Annotated in this window: 15 protein-coding genes; 3 read left to right on the forward strand and 12 right to left on the reverse strand. The window is 71.3% G+C overall.

What is annotated here, in order from left to right; translation table 11 throughout:
* Positions 1 to 42: 42 nt before the first annotated feature.
* The 3 genes from AB0898_RS01165 to AB0898_RS01175 form a co-directional block, all read right to left on the reverse strand.
* A complete protein-coding gene (locus tag AB0898_RS01165) occupies positions 43 to 1,320 on the reverse strand; it encodes an MFS transporter (protein ID WP_366800713.1) in 1,278 nt (425 codons plus the stop codon).
* Positions 1,307 to 2,626, reverse strand: coding sequence for an ATP-grasp domain-containing protein (locus AB0898_RS01170; protein ID WP_366800714.1), 1,320 nt, complete (start codon positions 2,624 to 2,626; stop codon positions 1,307 to 1,309). The genes AB0898_RS01165 and AB0898_RS01170 overlap by 14 nt, the downstream gene beginning before the upstream one ends.
* 132 nt (positions 2,627 to 2,758) lie before the next feature.
* Entirely contained in the window at positions 2,759 to 3,220 is a 462-nt protein-coding gene (locus tag AB0898_RS01175) for a pyridoxamine 5'-phosphate oxidase family protein (RefSeq protein ID WP_366800715.1), read from the reverse strand.
* A 196-nt stretch (positions 3,221 to 3,416) separates the two neighbouring features.
* Here AB0898_RS01175 and AB0898_RS01180 point away from each other — a divergent pair, with 196 nt between their 5' ends.
* Positions 3,417 to 4,295, forward strand: coding sequence for a LysR family transcriptional regulator (locus AB0898_RS01180; protein ID WP_366800716.1), 879 nt, complete (start codon positions 3,417 to 3,419; stop codon positions 4,293 to 4,295).
* Positions 4,296 to 4,412: 117 nt separating this feature from the next.
* Here AB0898_RS01180 and AB0898_RS01185 read toward each other — a convergent pair whose 3' ends face one another.
* Positions 4,413 to 4,949, reverse strand: coding sequence for a YbjN domain-containing protein (locus AB0898_RS01185; RefSeq protein WP_366800717.1), 537 nt, complete (start codon positions 4,947 to 4,949; stop codon positions 4,413 to 4,415).
* Positions 4,950 to 5,477: 528 nt separating this feature from the next.
* Positions 5,478 to 8,087, reverse strand: coding sequence for an ATP-dependent chaperone ClpB (gene clpB, locus AB0898_RS01190; RefSeq protein ID WP_366801038.1), 2,610 nt, complete (start codon positions 8,085 to 8,087; stop codon positions 5,478 to 5,480).
* Positions 8,088 to 8,202: 115 nt separating this feature from the next.
* Between clpB and AB0898_RS01195 the strand changes: the two genes are divergently transcribed.
* Positions 8,203 to 8,601 carry a PPOX class F420-dependent oxidoreductase gene (locus AB0898_RS01195; RefSeq protein ID WP_366800718.1) on the forward strand — a complete coding sequence of 133 codons (399 nt, stop codon included), beginning with the start codon at positions 8,203 to 8,205 and terminating at the stop codon, positions 8,599 to 8,601.
* 349 nt (positions 8,602 to 8,950) lie between these two features.
* Here the strand turns inward: AB0898_RS01195 and AB0898_RS01200 are convergent, their stop codons facing one another.
* Positions 8,951 to 9,286 carry a hypothetical protein gene (locus AB0898_RS01200; RefSeq protein ID WP_199581444.1) on the reverse strand — a complete coding sequence of 112 codons (336 nt, stop codon included), beginning with the start codon at positions 9,284 to 9,286 and terminating at the stop codon, positions 8,951 to 8,953.
* Positions 9,287 to 9,587: 301 nt separating this feature from the next.
* On the opposite strand from AB0898_RS01200, the gene AB0898_RS01205 reads away from it, so the two are divergent.
* Positions 9,588 to 10,607, forward strand: a complete 1,020-nt coding sequence (locus tag AB0898_RS01205; RefSeq protein ID WP_366800719.1) for a helix-turn-helix transcriptional regulator — start codon at positions 9,588 to 9,590, stop codon at positions 10,605 to 10,607.
* Between the two features lie 47 nt (positions 10,608 to 10,654).
* On the opposite strand, the gene AB0898_RS01210 is transcribed toward AB0898_RS01205, so the two are convergent.
* From AB0898_RS01210 to dnaK, 6 genes are all read right to left on the reverse strand, one after another.
* Positions 10,655 to 11,677: a LuxR C-terminal-related transcriptional regulator gene (locus AB0898_RS01210; protein ID WP_366800720.1), complete on the reverse strand. Its 1,023-nt coding sequence runs from the start codon at positions 11,675 to 11,677 to the stop codon at positions 10,655 to 10,657.
* A gap of 211 nt (positions 11,678 to 11,888) precedes the next feature.
* A complete protein-coding gene (locus tag AB0898_RS01215) occupies positions 11,889 to 12,995 on the reverse strand; it encodes a substrate-binding domain-containing protein (RefSeq protein ID WP_366800721.1) in 1,107 nt (368 codons plus the stop codon).
* Positions 12,996 to 13,411: 416 nt separating this feature from the next.
* The gene (locus tag AB0898_RS01220) at positions 13,412 to 13,870 is read right to left on the reverse strand and encodes a heat shock protein transcriptional repressor HspR (RefSeq protein WP_366800722.1); all 459 of its coding nucleotides are present in this window, start codon (positions 13,868 to 13,870) and stop codon (positions 13,412 to 13,414) included.
* Positions 13,871 to 13,876: 6 nt separating this feature from the next.
* A complete protein-coding gene (dnaJ, locus tag AB0898_RS01225; RefSeq protein ID WP_366800723.1) occupies positions 13,877 to 15,061 on the reverse strand; it encodes a molecular chaperone DnaJ in 1,185 nt (394 codons plus the stop codon).
* Between the two features lie 36 nt (positions 15,062 to 15,097).
* A complete protein-coding gene (gene grpE / locus AB0898_RS01230; protein WP_366800724.1) occupies positions 15,098 to 15,748 on the reverse strand; it encodes a nucleotide exchange factor GrpE in 651 nt (216 codons plus the stop codon).
* A complete protein-coding gene (gene dnaK, locus AB0898_RS01235) occupies positions 15,745 to 17,589 on the reverse strand; it encodes a molecular chaperone DnaK (protein WP_366800725.1) in 1,845 nt (614 codons plus the stop codon). The genes grpE and dnaK overlap by 4 nt, the downstream gene beginning before the upstream one ends.
* Positions 17,590 to 18,126 lie beyond the last annotated feature (537 nt).

Raw genomic sequence — 18,126 nt, forward strand, 5'->3', positions numbered from 1 at the left:
CTGTCGCATGGAAATGATTATTCGCAGGACCGGAACGCCCTGTCAAGAAATTCCGGAATGAAATCGACGGCCATTGTTGCGTGCCGATGAAATGCCTTCGGATTCCGGTTCCGTGTGCCTTGAAACGAGACGGCGGTCACCCAGGACACCGGCCAGGGCGAGTGCCGTGACGGCCGCTCCGGTGGTCAGCAGGAGGCGGGGGCCGGTGTGCATCAGGGTGCCGGCGAGGGCTGTGCCCGCCGAGGAGACGGCCATCTTCAGGGCGCCCATGGAGACGTACACCTGGGCGCGGGCGGCGGGCGGGGCGTAGACGGAGCGCACCGCGAGCGTCGCCGTGAACAGCAGGGCGCTGACCGCCCCGGCGGCGGCGAAGGCCACCACGGCCAGGGCGTAGTCCGGCGCCAGGGCGCAGCAGCCCACGACGGCGGCGCTCACCGCGAGCAGCACGGTCACCGTCCGCTCCGGCTCGCCGCGCGGCGGTGCCATGCCGACCAGTACCGAGCCCGCGAGATAGCCGAAGCCGTACACGGCGGCGAGGGCGGCACCCGCGTCGGCGCTGCCGCTGAGCTGCCGGCCGAGGGTGGTCGCGATGACCGTGATGCCCCCGGAGACCAGCGCGGTGAGCGCCATCGCCACCATCACCCGGCGCAGCCGGCCGACGGTGGCGATGACCCGGAACGTCTGCGCCACCCGCAGCGGCCCGGCCTGGGGGCGGGCGGGCGGGCCGGTGCCGGGCAGGGTCAGCACGGTGAGCGCGGCCAGGGCCGCCGCCGCGCCCAGACAGAGCACTCCGGCGCGTGGCCCGAGCGCCGCGCCGAGGGCGCCGACGGCCGCCGGGCCGAGCGTGTTGCCGATGCCGTACGTCGCCGAGTCCCAGCCCTCGGCCCGCCGCTGGGCGGTGTCGGTCAGGCCGTCCAGGGCGGCGAGCCTGCTGCTCAGACCGCCGGTGACCAGCGGCCCGCACAGCCCGGCGACGACGACGAGCGCCGCGACCGCCGCGACGGGGAGCCGCCCGAGCAGCAGCGCGACCGCGAGCAGGGCGGCGCCGAACACCGCGAAGGACAGGGCCAGTACCCGGCGCCCGTCGCGGGCCCGGTCGAGCACTCCGGCCAGCCAGGGCCCGGCGACGTAGGGGACGGTGAGCAGCGCGGCCAGCAGGCCGCCGAGGGCGGCACCGCCGGGGCCGCCCGTCCGCGTCGTCAGCGTGAACAGCCCGACGGCCGCACCGCCGCTCGCGGTGCGGACCAGGGAGGCGGTCAGCAGATAGCGGACCAGGACGCCGAGGGGGCGGGCGGCGGCGGGCATGTCAGCGGCCGTCACGGGCCGGTGCCGCGTCGGCCGGCTGTCCGGCCACGGCCGTGAGCGGGAAGCCGAGCCGCTTCTCGATGTCCCGCCGTACGGCCGCGCACTCCGCGTCGGCCGCTCCGGCGTCCGCCCCCACCACTCTGATCATCCCGAAGACGTCGAAGTTCCCCTTCATCTCCCGCAGCCGCGCGCCGGGTTCGGCCCGGCTCCAGCCGGAGTGCAGCCGCGGCCGGAACTCCTCGAACCAGTCCGCCGGCAGCTCCTCGGGGACGACCGTGTCCCGGGCGGCGGCCAGGAAGGTGTGGCTGGCGGCGCGCCGCCACGGCAGCGGTCCCTCGGGCACGGGCGCGCCGAGGAACAGGTCGACCAGGATCTCGAAGATGTTGCGGCCGGTGGCCATGCGCACCGAGTCCGGCAACGACCCGCCGGATATCCGGGGGTTGGCCTCCACCAGCCGGAACCCCCGTTCCGTACGCATGACTTCGACATGGAAGACGCCCAGGTCGAGACCGAGCGCCCGGCACACCTCGACGGCGTACGCGCCGAGTTGGGCCTCCTCGCCGGCCGGCAGGGCGGGCGGGACCGTGCAGCCCAGCTCCAGGACCGGGTTGTCGCGGCCCGTCTTGCGGCCCACCGCTACCAGCGGGGTGAACCGCTCGCCGTCGGCGGCGACTTCGACCGAGTACAGCTCTCCGACCGCCAACTCCTCGACGATGTACCGCTCGTCGAGTTCACCGGCGAGACCCGGCTCCATGGACCGCAGCTCCTCGGCCGCGTCCTCGAAGTGGGCGCGTGTCCCGTCCGCGTCGCCGACGATGCTGGTGACGGCCTTGCCGACGCCGGACACCGGCTTGATCACCACCGGATACCCGAGGGCACCGGCCGCCTCCAGCGCCTCCGGCAGCGAGGACACCACCGCGAACCCCAGACTCGGCACGCCGGTGTCCCGCAGGATCTCCCGGCAGCGGCCCTTGTCGCGGGCGGCGGCGACCGCCGCGTACGGGGTGCCGCGCGCCCCGAGCCGTTCGGCGAGCCGGGCGGCGGGCAGGACGCACAGCGAGAGCGTCGACAGGACGGCGTCCACGTCACCGGGCCGCACCCCGTGCCCGTCCAGCAGTCTCAGCAGTTCCCCCACGTCCTGGAGATCGGCGGAGTGGATCGTCCGGTCGGCCAGCTCCTGCGCGCGGGCCCGCTCGGCGGGCGGGGTGATGAAGTCGTACAACGGCGAGCGCAGCAAGGACACTTCGTGCCCCAGCCGCTTGGCGTAGGCGATGGACTGCACGCCCAGCGCGGTGGTCTCGACGCATACGAGGTGAGCCATCTCAGCCTCCTCCTGCACGCCGGCACACGGGCGCGGCGTGGACATGTGGGCGGGTGGGGGGGTGGGCGGGTGGGCGCGTGAACGGGCGGACGCCGGGCGCGGGCGGACATCGTGCGCCATTCCCGGCCCGGGTCAGAACGCGCCGCGCGACAACCAGCGTTCAGGGCGCACCCGAATGAGCACCGAGCGCGCCGTGGCCCCAGGGCTCGCGGCCACGAAGGCGTCGCCGGCCTCCGGCCCCAGGTACCGGTGGGCCAGCGCCCGGCGTTCCGCCTCGGTGGCGGGCGCGCGGAACTCGACGACGGGCCCCTCGACGGTGACGTACGTCCGCGGTGGCTCGGTGTCCTGCACGCACAGGGACAACCGCCGCCGCCGTTCGATCAGTCGGGCCTTGCGGCTGTCGGCCGCGGTGATCAGGGTGAGGTCGCCGCCGGGCGCGTAGCCGAACCACATGGGCAGGGACAGCGGCGCCCGTCCGTCCTCGTCCGCGACGCTGACCACGGCCACCCGCGCCCCGGCGAGGAACGCCTCGCGCTCGGCCGGACCCATGGGGCGGAGCCGTACGTCACTGCTGGTCGTCCCGTGCTCGCTCATGGTGTCCAAGCCTGCGAGGAGGGGCCCCGCCGGGTCCAATAGAGGTTTTCTCGCGGCCGATCGGATCTGTTTATCGGCCCCTGGCCGCGCGCGTCCCGGTGGGCCGGCGCATGTGCCCGTACGGATGTGTGTACAGGCCATGAAGTCCGTCCGGTTCGCCGGACCTTCGCCCCGGCCCGCCTCCTACGATGACGGCATGGAGCTGCGGCGTCTGAGGTACTTCGTGGTGCTGGCCCGGCACCGGCACTTCGGCCGGGCCGCGGCGGAGCTGAACATCGCCCAGCCCGGACTGAGCCAGCAGATCAAGGTGCTGGAGCAGGAGCTGAAGGTGCCGCTGCTGGACCGTACCCCGCGGGGCGTCCTGCTCACGGCGGCCGGGCGGGAACTGCTGGCGGGCGCGGAGGCCCTGCTGTCGGCGTCCGGCGAACTCACCGACCGGGTCAGGGCGGTGGCCGACGGCACGCACGGCCGGCTGCGCCTCGCCTACTCGCGCTCGGGCGCCGACGACCACGTCACGGACCTGATCCGCCGCTTCCGCAAGGACCACGAGGGCGTCCGGGTGTCCGCGACCACCGGCATGTCGTCGTGGTGTCTGCGGCTGCTCCAGGACGGCGAGCTGGACGCGGCGTTCGTGCGCGGGACCGTCCGCCGGACCGGCATCACGGCGCACGTGGTCGCACACGAGGAGGCGGCGGTGATCCTGCCCGCCGGTCACCCGCTGGCCGCCCGGACCGGGCTCACCCGCCGCGATCTGCGCGGGCTGCCGGTCGTCCTGTGGCCACGGGACGCGGGTCCCGCGCTCCACGACGAGCTGGTGGCCGACGTATGGCCCGGTGACGCGCCCCGGCTGGTCGCCGAGGAGCCCGACTTCGAGCAGGTGGTCGCCGCGGTCCGCGCGGGCACCGGCATCTCGGTGATGGATCTCGGCAGGGCCCGCAAGCTGTGCCCGCCCGAGGTGACGATCCGCCGCTTCACCGACGCCCCGCCCCGCTTCGCGGTCTCCTTCGCCCACCGCGCCAGGGACACGAGTCCGGTGCTCGCGCGGTTCGCGGCGTACGTGACAGAGCCGGAGTGAGACCGGGCCGGGCGGGCCGGCGCGGTGCGGATACGGCGAAGGGGCCCGGGGCGGCAGAAAACCACCCCGGGCCCCTCGAAGCCCGCGTGCCGAAGCCCGCGTGCGGACCGGCGAGGACTAGTCCTCGTCCTCGCCCGGCTTCTCGCCGTCGATCTCGTCGACCTCCTGCTCCAGGCCGAGCTGCTCCACGATCCACTTGTCGAACTCGATCGCGGCGCGCACCCAGCTCACCGTGGAGGAGACGAAGTGGTTGAGGTCGACACCGGTGCCGACCAGCATCTGGGCCTCGCCGATGAGACGGACGGTGCCGTCCTCGTGGGTGTGGGTGTACACCTTCGGCCACAGGGTGCGGCGGTTCCACTCGTCGACGGTCTCGAGCAGCTGCGGCTTCTCGTCGATCTTGTGGGGACGGTCGTAGAAGGTCCGTACCGAGAAGACCGCCTGCTCGTCCTCACCGCGGAACATGAAGTACGTGCGGAACTGCTCCCACGGAGCCGCGAGGTCGCCCTCCTCGTCCACGACGTACTTCAGCTCCATCTGCTCAAGGAGCTGCTTCACAAGGTCCTGATCCGGGACGACGGGGCCCACAGGTCCCTCGGGCTGCGGTTCGGGCTGGCCCCCGAAATTCGGAATCGAGGACGGGTCGATGCTCACCGTGTTTTTCCCTTCGTACGGATACCGCCATCCTCCCCCAGAGGGGGAGGTCCGTGGCAAGCCCCGCCGCGCCCTGTAAGCCCTCGGCGGACACGGAGTCACCGTACAGACGGCACCCGTACGCCATGATTCCGTCATGCGCACATCAAGAGCGTGGCGCGGGGTCCTGTGGGCCCTGTGGACCGCCTGTCTGCTGTTCGTCCTCTGGGCCGCCTGGACGGCGTGGGACCTCTTCCGCACCGCCGAGTCGTGGTGAGCGGCCGGAACCCGGCCGCGATCGCCCTGGTGCCCGCGACGCGCACCGCACGGTCCTGGCCTGGCGGTACACCGCGTACGACGCCCGGTTCCGGGTGTCGCGCGCGGAGCTGCGGAACTGGCTGAAGGCCACGTGCCCCGATGCCCCGGAGCCGTCCACGCAGCCGGCCAAGTGCGGCGCGGGCCGCAGCCGGTACGACGGTGGCCCGCCCCCTGCCGTGAGGGGGCGGGCCACCGGGGCCGTACAGGTCCGTACGGGGTCGTACGGCTCCGTCAGAGCGTCTTCGCCGTCTCCGGCCCCACGATCAGCTCGTCGCCGAAGCGGTCCACGCGGACCGTGTCGCCGTCCTTGATCTCGCCGGAGAGGATCTCCTTGGCGAGGCGGTCGCCGATGGCGGTCTGGACGAGGCGGCGCAGCGGGCGGGCGCCGTACGCCGGGTCGTTGCCCTCCTCCGCGAGCCAGGCCAGGGCGTCGGGGGTGACGTCCAGGGTGAGGCGCCGCTCGGCGAGCCGCTTGGCGAGCCGGTCGATCTGGAGGCGGGCGATCCGGGCGAGCTCCTGCTCGTCCAGCGCGGAGAACACCACCAGGTCGTCGAGCCGGTTCAGGAACTCCGGCTTGAAGGAGGCCCGGACCACGTCGAGGACGCGCTGCCGCTTGTCCGCGTCGTCCAGCGCCGGGTCGACCAGGTACTGGCTGCCCAGGTTGGAGGTCAGCACCAGGATGGTGTTGCGGAAGTCGACCGTGCGGCCCTGGCCGTCGGTGAGGCGGCCGTCGTCCAGCACCTGGAGCAGGATGTCGAAGACCTCGGGGTGCGCCTTCTCCACCTCGTCCAGCAGCACCACGGTGTACGGGCGGCGCCGGACGGCCTCGGTGAGCTGGCCGCCCTCCTCGTACCCCACGTACCCGGGAGGCGCGCCGACCAGGCGGGCCACGCTGTGCTTCTCGCTGTACTCCGACATGTCGATGCGGACCATGGCCCGCTCGTCGTCGAAGAGGAAGTCCGCGAGCGCCTTGGCGAGTTCGGTCTTGCCGACACCCGTCGGGCCGAGGAACAGGAAGGAGCCGGTGGGACGGTCCGGGTCCGCGATGCCCGCACGCGAGCGGCGTACGGCGTCGGACACGGCCTGCACCGCCTCGCGCTGGCCGATGAGCCGCTTGCCCAGCTCGTCCTCCATGCGCAGCAGCTTCTGCGTCTCGCCCTCCATGAGGCGGCCCGCCGGGATGCCGGTCCAGGCGGCGACGACGTCCGCGATGTCGTCGGAGCCGACCTCCTCCTTGACCATGGTGTCCTTCGCGGCCTCCTCCTCGGCCTCCGAGGCGGCCTCCAGCTCCTTCTCCAGCTGCGGGATCTGGCCGTAGAGCAGCTTGGCGGCGGTGTCGAAGTCGCCGTCGCGCTGGGCGCGTTCGGCCTGGCCGCGCAGGTCGTCCAGGCGCTCCTTCAGCTCACCGACCCGGTTGAGGGACTGCTTCTCCTTCTCCCAGCGGGCGTTGAGGTGGCGCAGCTCCTCCTCCTTGTCGGCGAGGTCGCGGCGCAGCCGCTCCAGACGCTCGCGGGAGGCGGGGTCGGTCTCCTTGCCGATCGCCAGCTCCTCCATCTTCAACCGGTCGACGGAACGCTGGAGTTCGTCGATCTCGACGGGCGAGGAGTCGATCTCCATGCGCAGCCGGGACGCGGCCTCGTCGACGAGGTCGATCGCCTTGTCGGGCAGGAAGCGGGAGGTGATGTACCGGTCGGAGAGGGTCGCGGCGGCCACCAGCGCGCTGTCCGCGATCTGCACCTTGTGGTGCGCCTCGTAACGGCCCTTGAGGCCGCGCAGGATCGCGATGGTGTCCTCGACGGTGGGCTCCGCGACCAGCACCTGCTGGAAGCGGCGCTCCAGGGCGGGGTCCTTCTCGATCCGCTCGCGGTACTCGTCCAGCGTGGTCGCGCCGACCATGCGCAGCTCGCCGCGGGCCAGCATCGGCTTGAGCATGTTGCCCGCGTCCATGGCGGAGTCGCCGCCCGCGCCCGCGCCGACGACCGTGTGCAGCTCGTCGATGAAGGTGATGATCTGACCGTCGGAGTCCTTGATCTCCGAGAGCACGGCCTTGAGCCGCTCCTCGAACTCGCCGCGGTACTTGGCGCCGGCGACCATCGCGCCGAGGTCGAGCGAGACCAGGCGCTTGTTCTTCAGGGACTCGGGGACGTCGCCCTTGACGATGCGCTGGGCGAGGCCCTCCACCACGGCGGTCTTGCCGACGCCCGGCTCGCCGATGAGGACGGGGTTGTTCTTCGTACGACGGCTCAGCACCTGCACAACCCGGCGGATCTCGTGGTCCCGGCCGATGACCGGGTCCAGGCGACCCTCGCGGGCGGCGGCGGTGAAGTCGGTGCCGAACTTCTCCAGGGCCTTGTACTGGCCCTCGGGGTCGGCAGTGGTCACGCGGCGTCCTCCCCTGGCCTTCTGGAAGGCCTCTTGCAGCTTCTTCGCGGTGGCGCCCTGCTTCTGGAGCACCTCCGCGGCGGCGCCGCCCTTGGCGGCGATGGCGATCAGCAGATGTTCGGTGGACAGGAACTCGTCACCGAGCTCCTTCGCGCGCTCGTCCGCGTCCGCGAGGACCGCGAGGAGGTCCCGGCTGGGCTGCGGCGGGGCGACGGTGGAGCCGGTCACGCTGGGCAGGGCGGCGACGACGCGCTCGGCACCCGTGCGGACGGCGGCCTGGTCGGCTTCGACGGCCGCGAGCAGGTCGGTGATGTTCGCGCTGTCCTGCCGCCGGCCTTGCCCCGCGAGCAGCGCGAGGAGCAGATGAGCGGGCGTCAGATCCGGATTCCCCTCGGTCACGGCCCGCTGGCTGGCCGCGTTGATCGCGTCCCGGCTCCTGTTGGTCAGCTCGGCGTCCACGTTCGTGTTCTCCTCCTCGGCACGTCCACCACTGATGACTTCATCAGTGTACACAAACTTGAGCGTGGTGCACTCAATTAAGCGGAGGTTGTTTGAGGTTGGCTAGGTTTCGGCCATGAGCCCCGTGAACGCGGACGAGCCGTACCTCGCCTTCTGGCGCGAGCGGCACCTGTGCACCCTGACGACCCTCCGCCCCGACGGCAGCCCCCACGTGGTCCCGGTGGGCGTCACCTACGACCCCACCACCCGCCTGGCCCGCGTCATCACCGACGCCGCCACCGCCAAGGCCGCCCACATCCGCGCCGCCGGCACTCCCGGCGCCCGCGTCGCCGTCTGCCAGGTCGACGGCCGCCGCTGGGCCACCCTGGAAGGCCGCGCCCACGTGGTGACGGACCCGGCCCGCGTAGCCGACGCCGTCCACCGCTACGCCGAACGCTACGGCCGCGTCCCCCGCGAAAACCCGACACGAGTGGTCCTGGAAATCGAGGTGGACCGAACCCTGGGCCACGCCTGACAGCCCCCTCCGGGGGTTCGCGGGCCGAGACAGGTGCCGGAGTTCCACACGGCCCACGGCCGACGCGGCCCCGGCGGGCAAGACGGCCGACGGCACCGGGAGCGACGGGCGGCGGAGGCCACCCGGCCCGGGAGCGGCGGGCGGCAGAACCCGGCCCGTACCCAGGCAGCAGATCCCGCGCCCCGACACCCCGTCGAAACCCGGGAATGAACAGTTTCGGCCAGTTGAGGGTCGGGTCCCATACGGCGGGATATGTGGAGAAACTGCAGCGGCGTCACCGTGTTCAGGTCACGGTGACGCCGCTGCGGGGGGAAGCGCCTGAGCGATCTTTTACGACGGGGGAATCGCGTCAGGCACTGCGGGGGGTGGCCGAGATGGTTCTCAGGTCGGCGACCTCCGGGGAGGTCAGCCGGTGGTCGCGCTGGTCCAGGTTGACGAAGATCATGCCGTAGCGGACGGCACACCGCACCGGCTGCGGCGCCCCGCGCGGTTTGCGCAGGCACCGGTAGGCGCGGACGTCCTCGTCCTCGTCGCGGGTGACGACGACCGGTTCGCCGAACACCGTCACCATCAACGAGTCACCGCTGTGGGGGAGGGCGGTGACCAGGTCGATGAAGTGCCAGCCGGACCGGTAGGCCGTGGCCATCTCGCGCCGGAAGGAACGGTCGTCGGGCGGAGTCGTCATGTCAGGACCAGGCGCTGTCGCTCAGCTGACGCATCCGGCCGGCGTCGCCCGTACTCGCCGCGTCCGGCGCGGCAACGGTTGCGGCACTGTCCGCCCGTCCGTCACTCTTCCCCGCGGAGAGGCCACTCAGAGTCCCGAAGGCCACAACGGCGGAGAAGACGGCGACAAACACCGAGCGAAGCATTCTCTTACGCATAGTCGGCTTCGTCCTCACTTGAAGGTCCCCTCACTCCCCCGTCGGATAAGACGATGGCTCATTCAGGCACGTCATCGCCACACAATCAGTGCATCATGTTCCTGCATGTTCAGGACCCTGGGGGGTGGAGATTTGACACTAAATCCGGCAGATGCGACACATCCCCATGCGCTCACTGAACTGTGCGAGGAGGGAAGGCGGCTGTACGCCACCGCGCTCCGCACCGGCCGCATCGCGCGCGCGGACGCCGAGAAGGCGCCCTGCCTCATGGAATTCGCCCTGCTCCACCCGGACCTGGACGACCCCGGCCTGCTCCGCCCGGTCGCCCCGTCCGTGGCCCTGGCCCAGCGGCTCAACCCCATCGAGCGGGAGATCTCCGAGCGCAGACGCACCTCGATAGAGCTGGCGGACGCGTTCGAGCCCTTCATGGCGCTCACCGCGCAGGACGCGGCCCCCACCCACTCCATCACCGTCCTGGAGGGCCTGGACCGCATCAACGCGGCCCTCGACCTGGCCACCGAGCAGTGCCGGACCGAGATGCTGACCGTCCAGCCGAGCGCCCGGCACCCCGAACGCCGGCTCATCGAGGCCCTGGAGCGCGACCGCACCCTGATCGAACGTGGTGTGCGCATCCGCACCCTGTATCAGCACACGGCCCGCTACAGCCCCGAACGCCTCGCGTACGTCGACCGATTCGCAGCCGGGAAGGTCGAGTACCGCACGATCGACGAACTGGTGGAGCGGCTCGTCATCTGCGACGAGACGGTCGCCTTCATCCCGATACGCGACGACCGCCAGGTCGCCCTCGAGGTCCGCCACCCCGGCCTGGTCCTCTACCTCATCAAGGTCTTCGAGTTCATGTGGAACCGCGCGGTCCCGCTGACCGCCGGCACGCCCTACGAGACCGCCCCCGACGGCATCACCGAGATCCAGCACTCCATCGCCAAGCTGCTGGTGGAGGGCCATGTCGACGAGGCCATCGCGCGCCGCCTCGGCATGAACGTCCGCACCTGCCGCGCCCACATCGCCAAGCTCGCCCAGGCGCTCGGCAGCGGCAGCCGGGCCCAACTCGGCTTCCTGATCGCCCAGTCGGGCATCCTGAAGCAGGAGGGCCAGGGGGACTGACCCGCCCCGCACCCCCCGTACGGCCGCCGAACGCCCGCGCCCCCGCCTCACACCTCGCGGTCCAGCCCCGCGGCCGCGGCGGTGCGCGGAGGCCCCTCCAGGCCCGCCTGGGCGATCCGCACCCCCAGCTGCGTACGGCTCGTCGCGCCCAGCGTCTCCGAGAGGCGGGCGATGTGCGCGCGGCAGGTGCGCACGCTGATGCCGAGCCGCTCGGCGATCACCGCGTCCTGATGGCCCTCGGCGAGCAGCGCGGCGATCGAGCGCTCGCGGTGGGAGATGCCCTCGATGCCGGTGTCGGGCAGCGGCGCGGTCAGCGGGATCGCGAGCCGCCACAGCCGCTCGAAGACGGTCACCAGATACGCCACGAGCGCCGGGTGCCGCAGCTCCAGCGCCATCGTGCGGTCGGTGTTGGCCGGAATGAAGGCCACCGTGCGGTCGAAGAGGATGAGCCGGTCGATCACCTCGTCCAGGCTGCGCGCCTCGACCGCGTCGCCCATCAGCTCCAGGTAGGTCATGAGCCCCTGCCCGTGCCGGGCGACGTGCGTGTAGAGGTCCCGCATCCTGACGCCCCGGCCGCGCAGCTCCAGCGCCCGGTGCAGCCCCTCGGTCAGCTCGGCCTCGCGCCGGATGCCGCCCGGCTGCACGGTGAGCACCTCCGTGGTGCACGCCTCGGTCGCCGCGTCCATCGCGGCCTGGATGCGGGAGAGTCCGTCCAGGACCCGTATCGCGGTGCCCTCGGCGGGCGCGGTGCCTGCGGCCGGTTCACCGGCGAGCCCGGCGTACCGGTCGAAGGCGGTGACCGCCGAGCCCACCCGGCGCCGGCTCTCGGTGACGTCGTCGTACAGCTCGCGCAGCAGCCGGGACATGACCTCCTGCGGGGAGGTGGGGACCAGCCAGTCCATGTCGTCGGGGTCGGGGTGCAGCAGGGCCAGGTCCAGCAGACAGGGGACCGGTCCGGCCTCCGCGCGCGGCACCCGGCCCCGGCGCAGGGCGAGGGAGTACACGCGGTCCGCCGGCGCGCACAGCCGGTCGGCGCCGTGGGGATGCTCCTCCGTCGCGTGCCCGGCCATCGACCATTCCACCCCCGGTTGCTGCCACTTCCGCAGCGCAACTATGCGCGGCCCCGTGCGGGTCCGCAACACGGCTCTCCGCGTGCCCCGGGCGGCGGAGTACGGGTATGACCCGGAATCGCCCGGGCCCTGGGACACCGGGCCCGCGAAGCCGGCGGGGGCGTCAACCGGCTTGCGCGGCACGGGAGTCGAGGAGCCCGGACGGCCAGCCTCAGTGGAGGCCGGCGGCGGCGCAGGCGGCCTTGTAGGCGGCGGTGCAGATCTCGTCGACCGAGTAGATGCCGTCGGCGACGACGGTGCCCTTGATCTTGCTCTTGGTCAGCGCGCTCACCTGCACGAGCTGCGCCGGGATGTCCTTGTTGGTGGGGCTGTCCACGTGGTCCTGGGTCAGGGCGTCGAACTGGATGTCCTTGCCCTGGACCTTGGAGACGGCCATCTGCGCGGCGGCCTCGGCCTCGTCCGGGTAGGACTTGTAGACGCTCATGTACTGCTCGCCGGTCAGCACGCGCTGCACGGCGTCGAGTTCGGCGTCCTGGCCGGTGATGGGGGGCATCTTGGTGACGCCGGCGGCCTTGAGCGCCTTGATGACACCGCCCGCCATGCCGTCGTTGGCGGCGTAGACGGCGGCGATGTTGGCCTTGCCGACCTTGTTGATGACCTCGGTCATGTGGGCCTGGGCGACCTCCGGGTTCCACTCCTTGGTGTCGGAGGTGTCCGCGATCGTCACCTTGCCGTTCAGCTCGGAGAGCGCGCCCTCCTTGAACTGCTTGGCGTTGGGGTCGGTGAGTGAGCCGTTCACCATGACGATCTTGTCGGAGAGGCTGGCGGTCGGGCCCAGCGCCTCAAGGAGCGTACGGCCCTGCACCTCGCCGACCTGCTCGTTGTCGAAGGAGATGTACGCGTCGATCGGGCCCTCGGCCAGGCGGTCGTAGGCGATGACCGGGATGCCCGCCGCCTTGGCCTTCTTCACCTGCGGGGCGATGGCGTGCGCGTCCACCGCGTCGAGCAGGATGATGTTGACCTTGTCGTCGATCATCCGCTGCATCTGGTCGGCCTGCTTGGCGGCGTTCGCGTCGGCGTTCTGGTACTCGACCTTGCCCTTCCGCTTGGTCAGTTCGGCCACCTTCTTCTGGATGATGGGGTAGTCGAACTTGTCGTAGCGGGTGTTCGCCTTCTCCGGCAGCAGCAGTCCGACGGTGACGTTGTCACCCATCGTCGGGCTGGCGCTCGCGCCGTCCCCCGCCGCGTTCAGCACGCCGCAGCCGGCGAGCGAGAGGGACATCGTGGATACGGCCACGGATATGGCGATACGACGCATGCGAGGGCTCACTTCAGGTGCGTTCAAGAGGAGGGGGCCACGGAGGTGATGCTTCCGCCCCGGGTGTCTGAAAAGACAACTTGGATGCGCTACCCGCCGTCAAGCAATACAACTTAACGAGATGGCAACATCACTCTGCGTCGATCACGTGAAGAGATCGCGAACCCGGATGCCACTCCCTGTAAACCCTGGTCACCGGCTCTTCACCGAATCGGGACCCACGGCCGCACACTCTCCATCAGTTCCGCACGCCTGAACGAACGAAATCGGCCAGATGCAGTGCTATGCCGCTTAACAGCCTCAACTTACCGCCCTCTGTGGTCAGTTGACGCACCGGGTACGCCGAAGGGGCCGGGGGGACGAATCCCACCCGGCCCCTTCGGGCACGGCTGCCGGCCGGCCTCGGTCGGCGGGCCTCAGTCGGTGGACTGCTGGCGCTTGGGCCGCCAGACCACCAACGCGCTGCTCTGCTGCACCTCCTGGTACGGCACCAGGTCGCGCCGGTAGGAGGCGTGGACGGCGGCCTCGCGCTGGCGCATCGCGGCCGCCGCGCCGTCCAGGGCCGACTCCAGCTCCGCGACGCGGGACTGGAGCGCGGCGACCTGGTTCTCCAGTTCGATGATGCGCTTGATGCCGGCCAGGTTGATGCCCTCGTCCTGCGACAACTGCTGCACCTGGCGGAGCAGTTCGATGTCACGGGCCGAGTAGCGCCGGCCGCGGCCCGCCGTGCGGTCCGGGGAGACCAGGCCGAGGCGGTCGTACTGGCGCAGGGTCTGCGGGTGGAGACCGGAGAGCTGCGCCGCCACCGAGATGACGTAGACCGGGGTGTCCTCGGTCAGTTCATAGGGGTTGCGGCGACGCCCGGGTGTGTCCATGGGGGCTCAGTCTCCCTTCGCGGCCTCGAACAGCTCCGCCCGCGGGTCCTCGTCCGCGGTCGCCTCGCGATACGCCTCCAGCGCGTCACGAGCCTTCCCCGAGAGATCCTTGGGGACACTCACCTCGACGGTGATCAGCAGATCGCCGTGGGTGCCGTCCTTGCGCGCCGCGCCCTTGCCCCGCGCCCGCATGGTGCGGCCGTTGGGCGTGCCCGGCGGCAGCTTCAGCGTGACGGCGGGACCGCCCAGCGTCGGCACCCGCACCTCGCCGCCGAGCGCCGCCTCCGCGAACGTCACCGGGACGGTGACCGTGAGGTTGTCGCCCTTGCGGCCGAAGACCTTGTGGTCGCCCACGTGCACGGTGACGTACAGGTCGCCGGCCGGACCGCCGCGCTCGCCGGGAGCGCCCTTGCCGCGCAGCCGGATGCGCTGCCCGTCGGTGACGCCGGCCGGGATGCGGACCTGCATGGTGCGCGAGGAACGGGCGCGCCCGCTGCCGTGGCACTCCAGGCAGGGGTGCTCCGCGATCAGGCCGCGGCCCTTGCAGTCGGGGCACGGGTCGGTGAGCGAGAAGCCGCCGCCGGAGCCCCGCGCGACCTGTCCGGTGCCGACGCAGGTCGGGCACACGCGCGGTGTGCCGTTCTTGTCGCCGGTGCCGGAGCACGCCTTGCAGGGCGCCTGCGAGGTCATCCGCAGCGGGACCGTCGCCCCCTCGATGGCCTCGGTGAAGCTGAGGGTCACCTCGGTGTCGACGTCCTGGCCCCGGCGCGGCTGCGTACGGGTCGTACCCGTCGAGCCGCCCCGGTTGAACAGGCCGCCGAAGACATCGCCGATGCCGCCGCCGAAGCCGCCCTGGCCCGCGCCGCCGCCCTGGGCGCCGCCCCCGAAGAGGTCGCCGAGGTCGAAGTTGAACTGGCCGCCGGCCCCACCCGGACCCGGGCGGAAGCCGCCGCCCCCGAACAGGGCGCGGGCCTCGTCGTACTCCTTGCGCTTCTTGGGGTCGCCGAGGACGTCGTTCGCCTCGGAGATCTCCTTGAAGCGCTCCTCGGCCTTGGCGTTGCCCTTGTTGGCGTCCGGGTGGAACTCGCGGGCGAGCTTCCGGTACGCCTTCTTGATCTCCGCCTCGGTGGCGTCCTTGGGGACGCCGAGGACCTTGTAGAAGTCCTTCTCGATGAAGTCCTTGGTGCTCATCCCCGACGTCCCTCCTTCCTGTCCTTCGTGATTACGTCAGCCCTCCTCCGGGCCACCGTTCTCCTTGTCGTCCGCCGCGCTCTCCTCGGCGTCCTCCGCCTTGACGGTCTGCGCGCCGGGCTGCGGTTCGGCCACGGCCACCCGCGCGGGGCGGATGGTGCGCTCGCCGATGCGATACCCGGGCTGGAGGATCGCCACGCAGGTCGTCTCGGTGACGTCCGGCGCGTAGGAGTGCATCAGGGCCTCGTGCACGGTCGGGTCGAAGGGCTCGCCCTCCTTGCCGAACTGCATCAGGCCCATCTTGGCCGCCACGGTCTCCAGCGACTCGGCCACCGACTTGAAGCCGCCGACCAGTTCGCCGTGTTCCCGCGCGCGGCCGATGTCGTCCAGCACGGGCAGGAGCTCGGTCAGGAGGCTCGCGACCGCGATCTCCTTGACCGCGACCCGGTCGCGCTCGACACGGCGGCGGTAGTTCTGGAACTCGGCCTGGAGGCGCTGGAGATCGGCCGTGCGCTCACCGAGCGCCGTGCGCGTCTGGTCCAGCTGGGCCACGAGGGCCGCGTCCGCACTAGCGTCCCCGGCCGGGGCCGCCCCCTCGGAGGAGGCGGCCTTCGGCTCGGCGTCGTCGGGGGTGGCGCCGGAGGGGACGTCGGGCTTCTCCTCGAAGCCCGGGGTCTCCTCCGTCACGCGGCACCGTCCTTGCGCTCGTCGTCGACGATCTCGGCGTCCACGACGTCGTCGTCGGCCTTGGCGTCACCGGCACCGGCGGAGGCACCGCCGGCGGCCTGGGCGCCCTGGGCGTCGGCGTACATGGCCTGGCCGAGCTTCTGCGAGACGGCGGCGACCTTCTCGGTGGCCGTACGGATCTCGGCGCTGTCCTCGCCCTTGAGCTTCTCCTTCAGCTCGGCGATGGCACCCTCGACCTCGGTCTTGATCTCGCCCGGGACCTTGTCCTCGTTGTCCTTGAGGAACTTCTCGGTCTGGTAGACGAGCTGCTCGCCCTGGTTGCGGGTCTCGGCGGCCTCGCGGCGGCGGTGGTCCTCCTCCGCGTACTGCTCGGCCTCCTGGCGCATGCGGTCGACCTCGTCGCGCGGCAGCGAGGAGCCGCCGGTGACGGTCATCTTCTGCTCCTTGCCCGTGCCCAGGTCCTTCGCGGTCACGTGCATGATGCCGTTGGCGTCGATGTCGAAGGCGACCTCGATCTGCGGGACGCCGCGGGGCGCCGGGGGCAGACCGGTCAGCTCGAACATGCCGAGCTTCTTGTTGTACGCCGCGATCTCGCGCTCGCCCTGGTAGACCTGGATCTGCACGGACGGCTGGTTGTCCTCGGCCGTCGTGAAGATCTCGGACCGCTTGGTCGGGATCGTGGTGTTGCGCTCGATGAGCTTGGTCATGATGCCGCCCTTGGTCTCGATACCGAGGGACAGCGGGGTGACGTCGAGGAGCAGGACGTCCTTGACCTCGCCCTTGAGGACACCGGCCTGGAGCGCGGCGCCGATGGCGACGACCTCGTCCGGGTTCACGCCCTTGTTGGCGTCCTTGCCGCCGGTCAGCTCCTTGACGAGCTCGGCGACGGCGGGCATACGGGTGGAGCCACCGACGAGGACGACGTGGTCGATCTCGTTGATGGAGACGCCGGCGTCCTTCATGACGTTGAAGAACGGGGTCTTGCAGCGCTCCAGGAGGTCCGCGGTCAGCTGCTGGAACTGGGCGCGGGTGAGCTTCTCGTCCAGGTGCAGCGGGCCCTCGGCGGACGCCGTGATGTAGGGCAGGTTGATCGAGGTCTCGGAGGACGAGGACAGCTCGATCTTGGCCTTCTCGGCGGCCTCGCGGAGGCGCTGGAGGGCCATCTTGTCCTTGGCGAGGTCCACGCCGTGACCGGACTTGAACTGCTGGACCAGGTAGTCGACGACGCGCTGGTCCCAGTCGTCACCACCGAGGTGGTTGTCACCGTTGGTGGCCTTCACCTCGACGACGCCGTCGCCGATCTCCAGGAGGGACACGTCGAAGGTGCCGCCACCGAGGTCGAAGACGAGGATGGTCTGGTCGTCCTTGTCGAGGCCGTACGCCAGGGCGGCGGCGGTCGGCTCGTTGACGATGCGCAGGACGTTCAGACCCGCGATCTCGCCGGCCTCCTTCGTCGCCTGACGCTCGGAGTCGTTGAAGTACGCGGGGACGGTGATGACCGCGTCGGTGACCTTCTCGCCCAGGTAGGCCTCGGCGTCCCGCTTCAGCTTCTGCAGGATGAAGGCGGAGATCTGCTGGGGGTTGAAGTCCTTCCCGTCCAGCTGGATCTTCCAGTCGGTGCCCATGTGGCGCTTCACCGAGCGGATGGTCCGGTCCACGTTCGTGACCGCCTGGCGCTTGGCGACCTCGCCGACGAGCACCTCACCGTTCTTCGCGAAGGCGACGACGGACGGCGTGGTCCGGGCACCCTCGGCGTTGGTGATGACGGTGGGCTCGCCGCCCTCCAGAACGCTGACGACGGAGTTAGTCGTGCCCAGGTCGATGCCGACCGCACGTGCCATGGTTGATTCCTCCAGCTGACTTGAGTGGAACGGACTCAAGCATGTCACTCCGACTCCCCCGAGTCAACAGACATGAGCGACCCAGACTCAACTCTTATCCCGCCCCTACACGCAACACCCTCCGGGCCAGGGCAAGTCGGGCCGATCTTCCCAGCTGAGGGGGCACTGCGGGGGCCTGTTGGCGAGCGTGTTCCCCGGGGGATGCGGACACGGGGGCGAACACGGGCTGCGGGCCGGCGGGAGCGACGCCGGGGTACGGGGGCTCGGCGGGGGCCGCGTTGGGCGGGGCGCGGGGGCTGGCGCCTTATGCGGGACCGCTGCGACTCCGCGAGGTCGAGGGCAGCTCCTCCACAGCGCCGGGCCTCGTGACTCAGGGACTGCGGCGATGCCGTCGGACTCCTGCCGAGGGCGTACCCCTATGCAGGGTGGGGTGCCTCCGATCGGGCCGAGTTCGGGTCGGGCTATGGCTGAAGGGGTGGGGCGTGAGCCGGCGAAGGGTCGCGGGGCGAACCCGGAGCCGGAACGCACCCCGGCCGA

This window comes from Streptomyces sp. NPDC005435 (assembly GCF_040703155.1).
Taxonomy (GTDB): domain Bacteria; phylum Actinomycetota; class Actinomycetes; order Streptomycetales; family Streptomycetaceae; genus Streptomyces.

What these genes read in the sequence shown, in the direction of transcription:
- AB0898_RS01200 (WP_199581444.1), bottom strand. Translation starts at nt 9,286, where the DNA reads ATGACGACTCCGCCCGACGACCGTTCCTTCCGGCGCGAGATGGCCACG.
- AB0898_RS01215 (WP_366800721.1), bottom strand. Translation starts at nt 12,995, where the DNA reads ATGCGTCGTATCGCCATATCCGTGGCCGTATCCACGATGTCCCTCTCG.
- AB0898_RS01195 (WP_366800718.1), top strand. Translation starts at nt 8,203, where the DNA reads ATGAGCCCCGTGAACGCGGACGAGCCGTACCTCGCCTTCTGGCGCGAG.
- AB0898_RS01210 (WP_366800720.1), bottom strand. Translation starts at nt 11,677, where the DNA reads ATGGCCGGGCACGCGACGGAGGAGCATCCCCACGGCGCCGACCGGCTG.
- AB0898_RS01205 (WP_366800719.1), top strand. Translation starts at nt 9,588, where the DNA reads ATGTTCAGGACCCTGGGGGGTGGAGATTTGACACTAAATCCGGCAGAT.
- AB0898_RS01180 (WP_366800716.1), top strand. Translation starts at nt 3,417, where the DNA reads ATGGAGCTGCGGCGTCTGAGGTACTTCGTGGTGCTGGCCCGGCACCGG.
- AB0898_RS01170 (WP_366800714.1), bottom strand. Translation starts at nt 2,626, where the DNA reads ATGGCTCACCTCGTATGCGTCGAGACCACCGCGCTGGGCGTGCAGTCC.
- AB0898_RS01175 (WP_366800715.1), bottom strand. Translation starts at nt 3,220, where the DNA reads ATGAGCGAGCACGGGACGACCAGCAGTGACGTACGGCTCCGCCCCATG.
- dnaJ (WP_366800723.1), bottom strand. Translation starts at nt 15,061, where the DNA reads ATGAGCACCAAGGACTTCATCGAGAAGGACTTCTACAAGGTCCTCGGC.
- AB0898_RS01220 (WP_366800722.1), bottom strand. Translation starts at nt 13,870, where the DNA reads ATGGACACACCCGGGCGTCGCCGCAACCCCTATGAACTGACCGAGGAC.
- dnaK (WP_366800725.1), bottom strand. Translation starts at nt 17,589, where the DNA reads ATGGCACGTGCGGTCGGCATCGACCTGGGCACGACTAACTCCGTCGTC.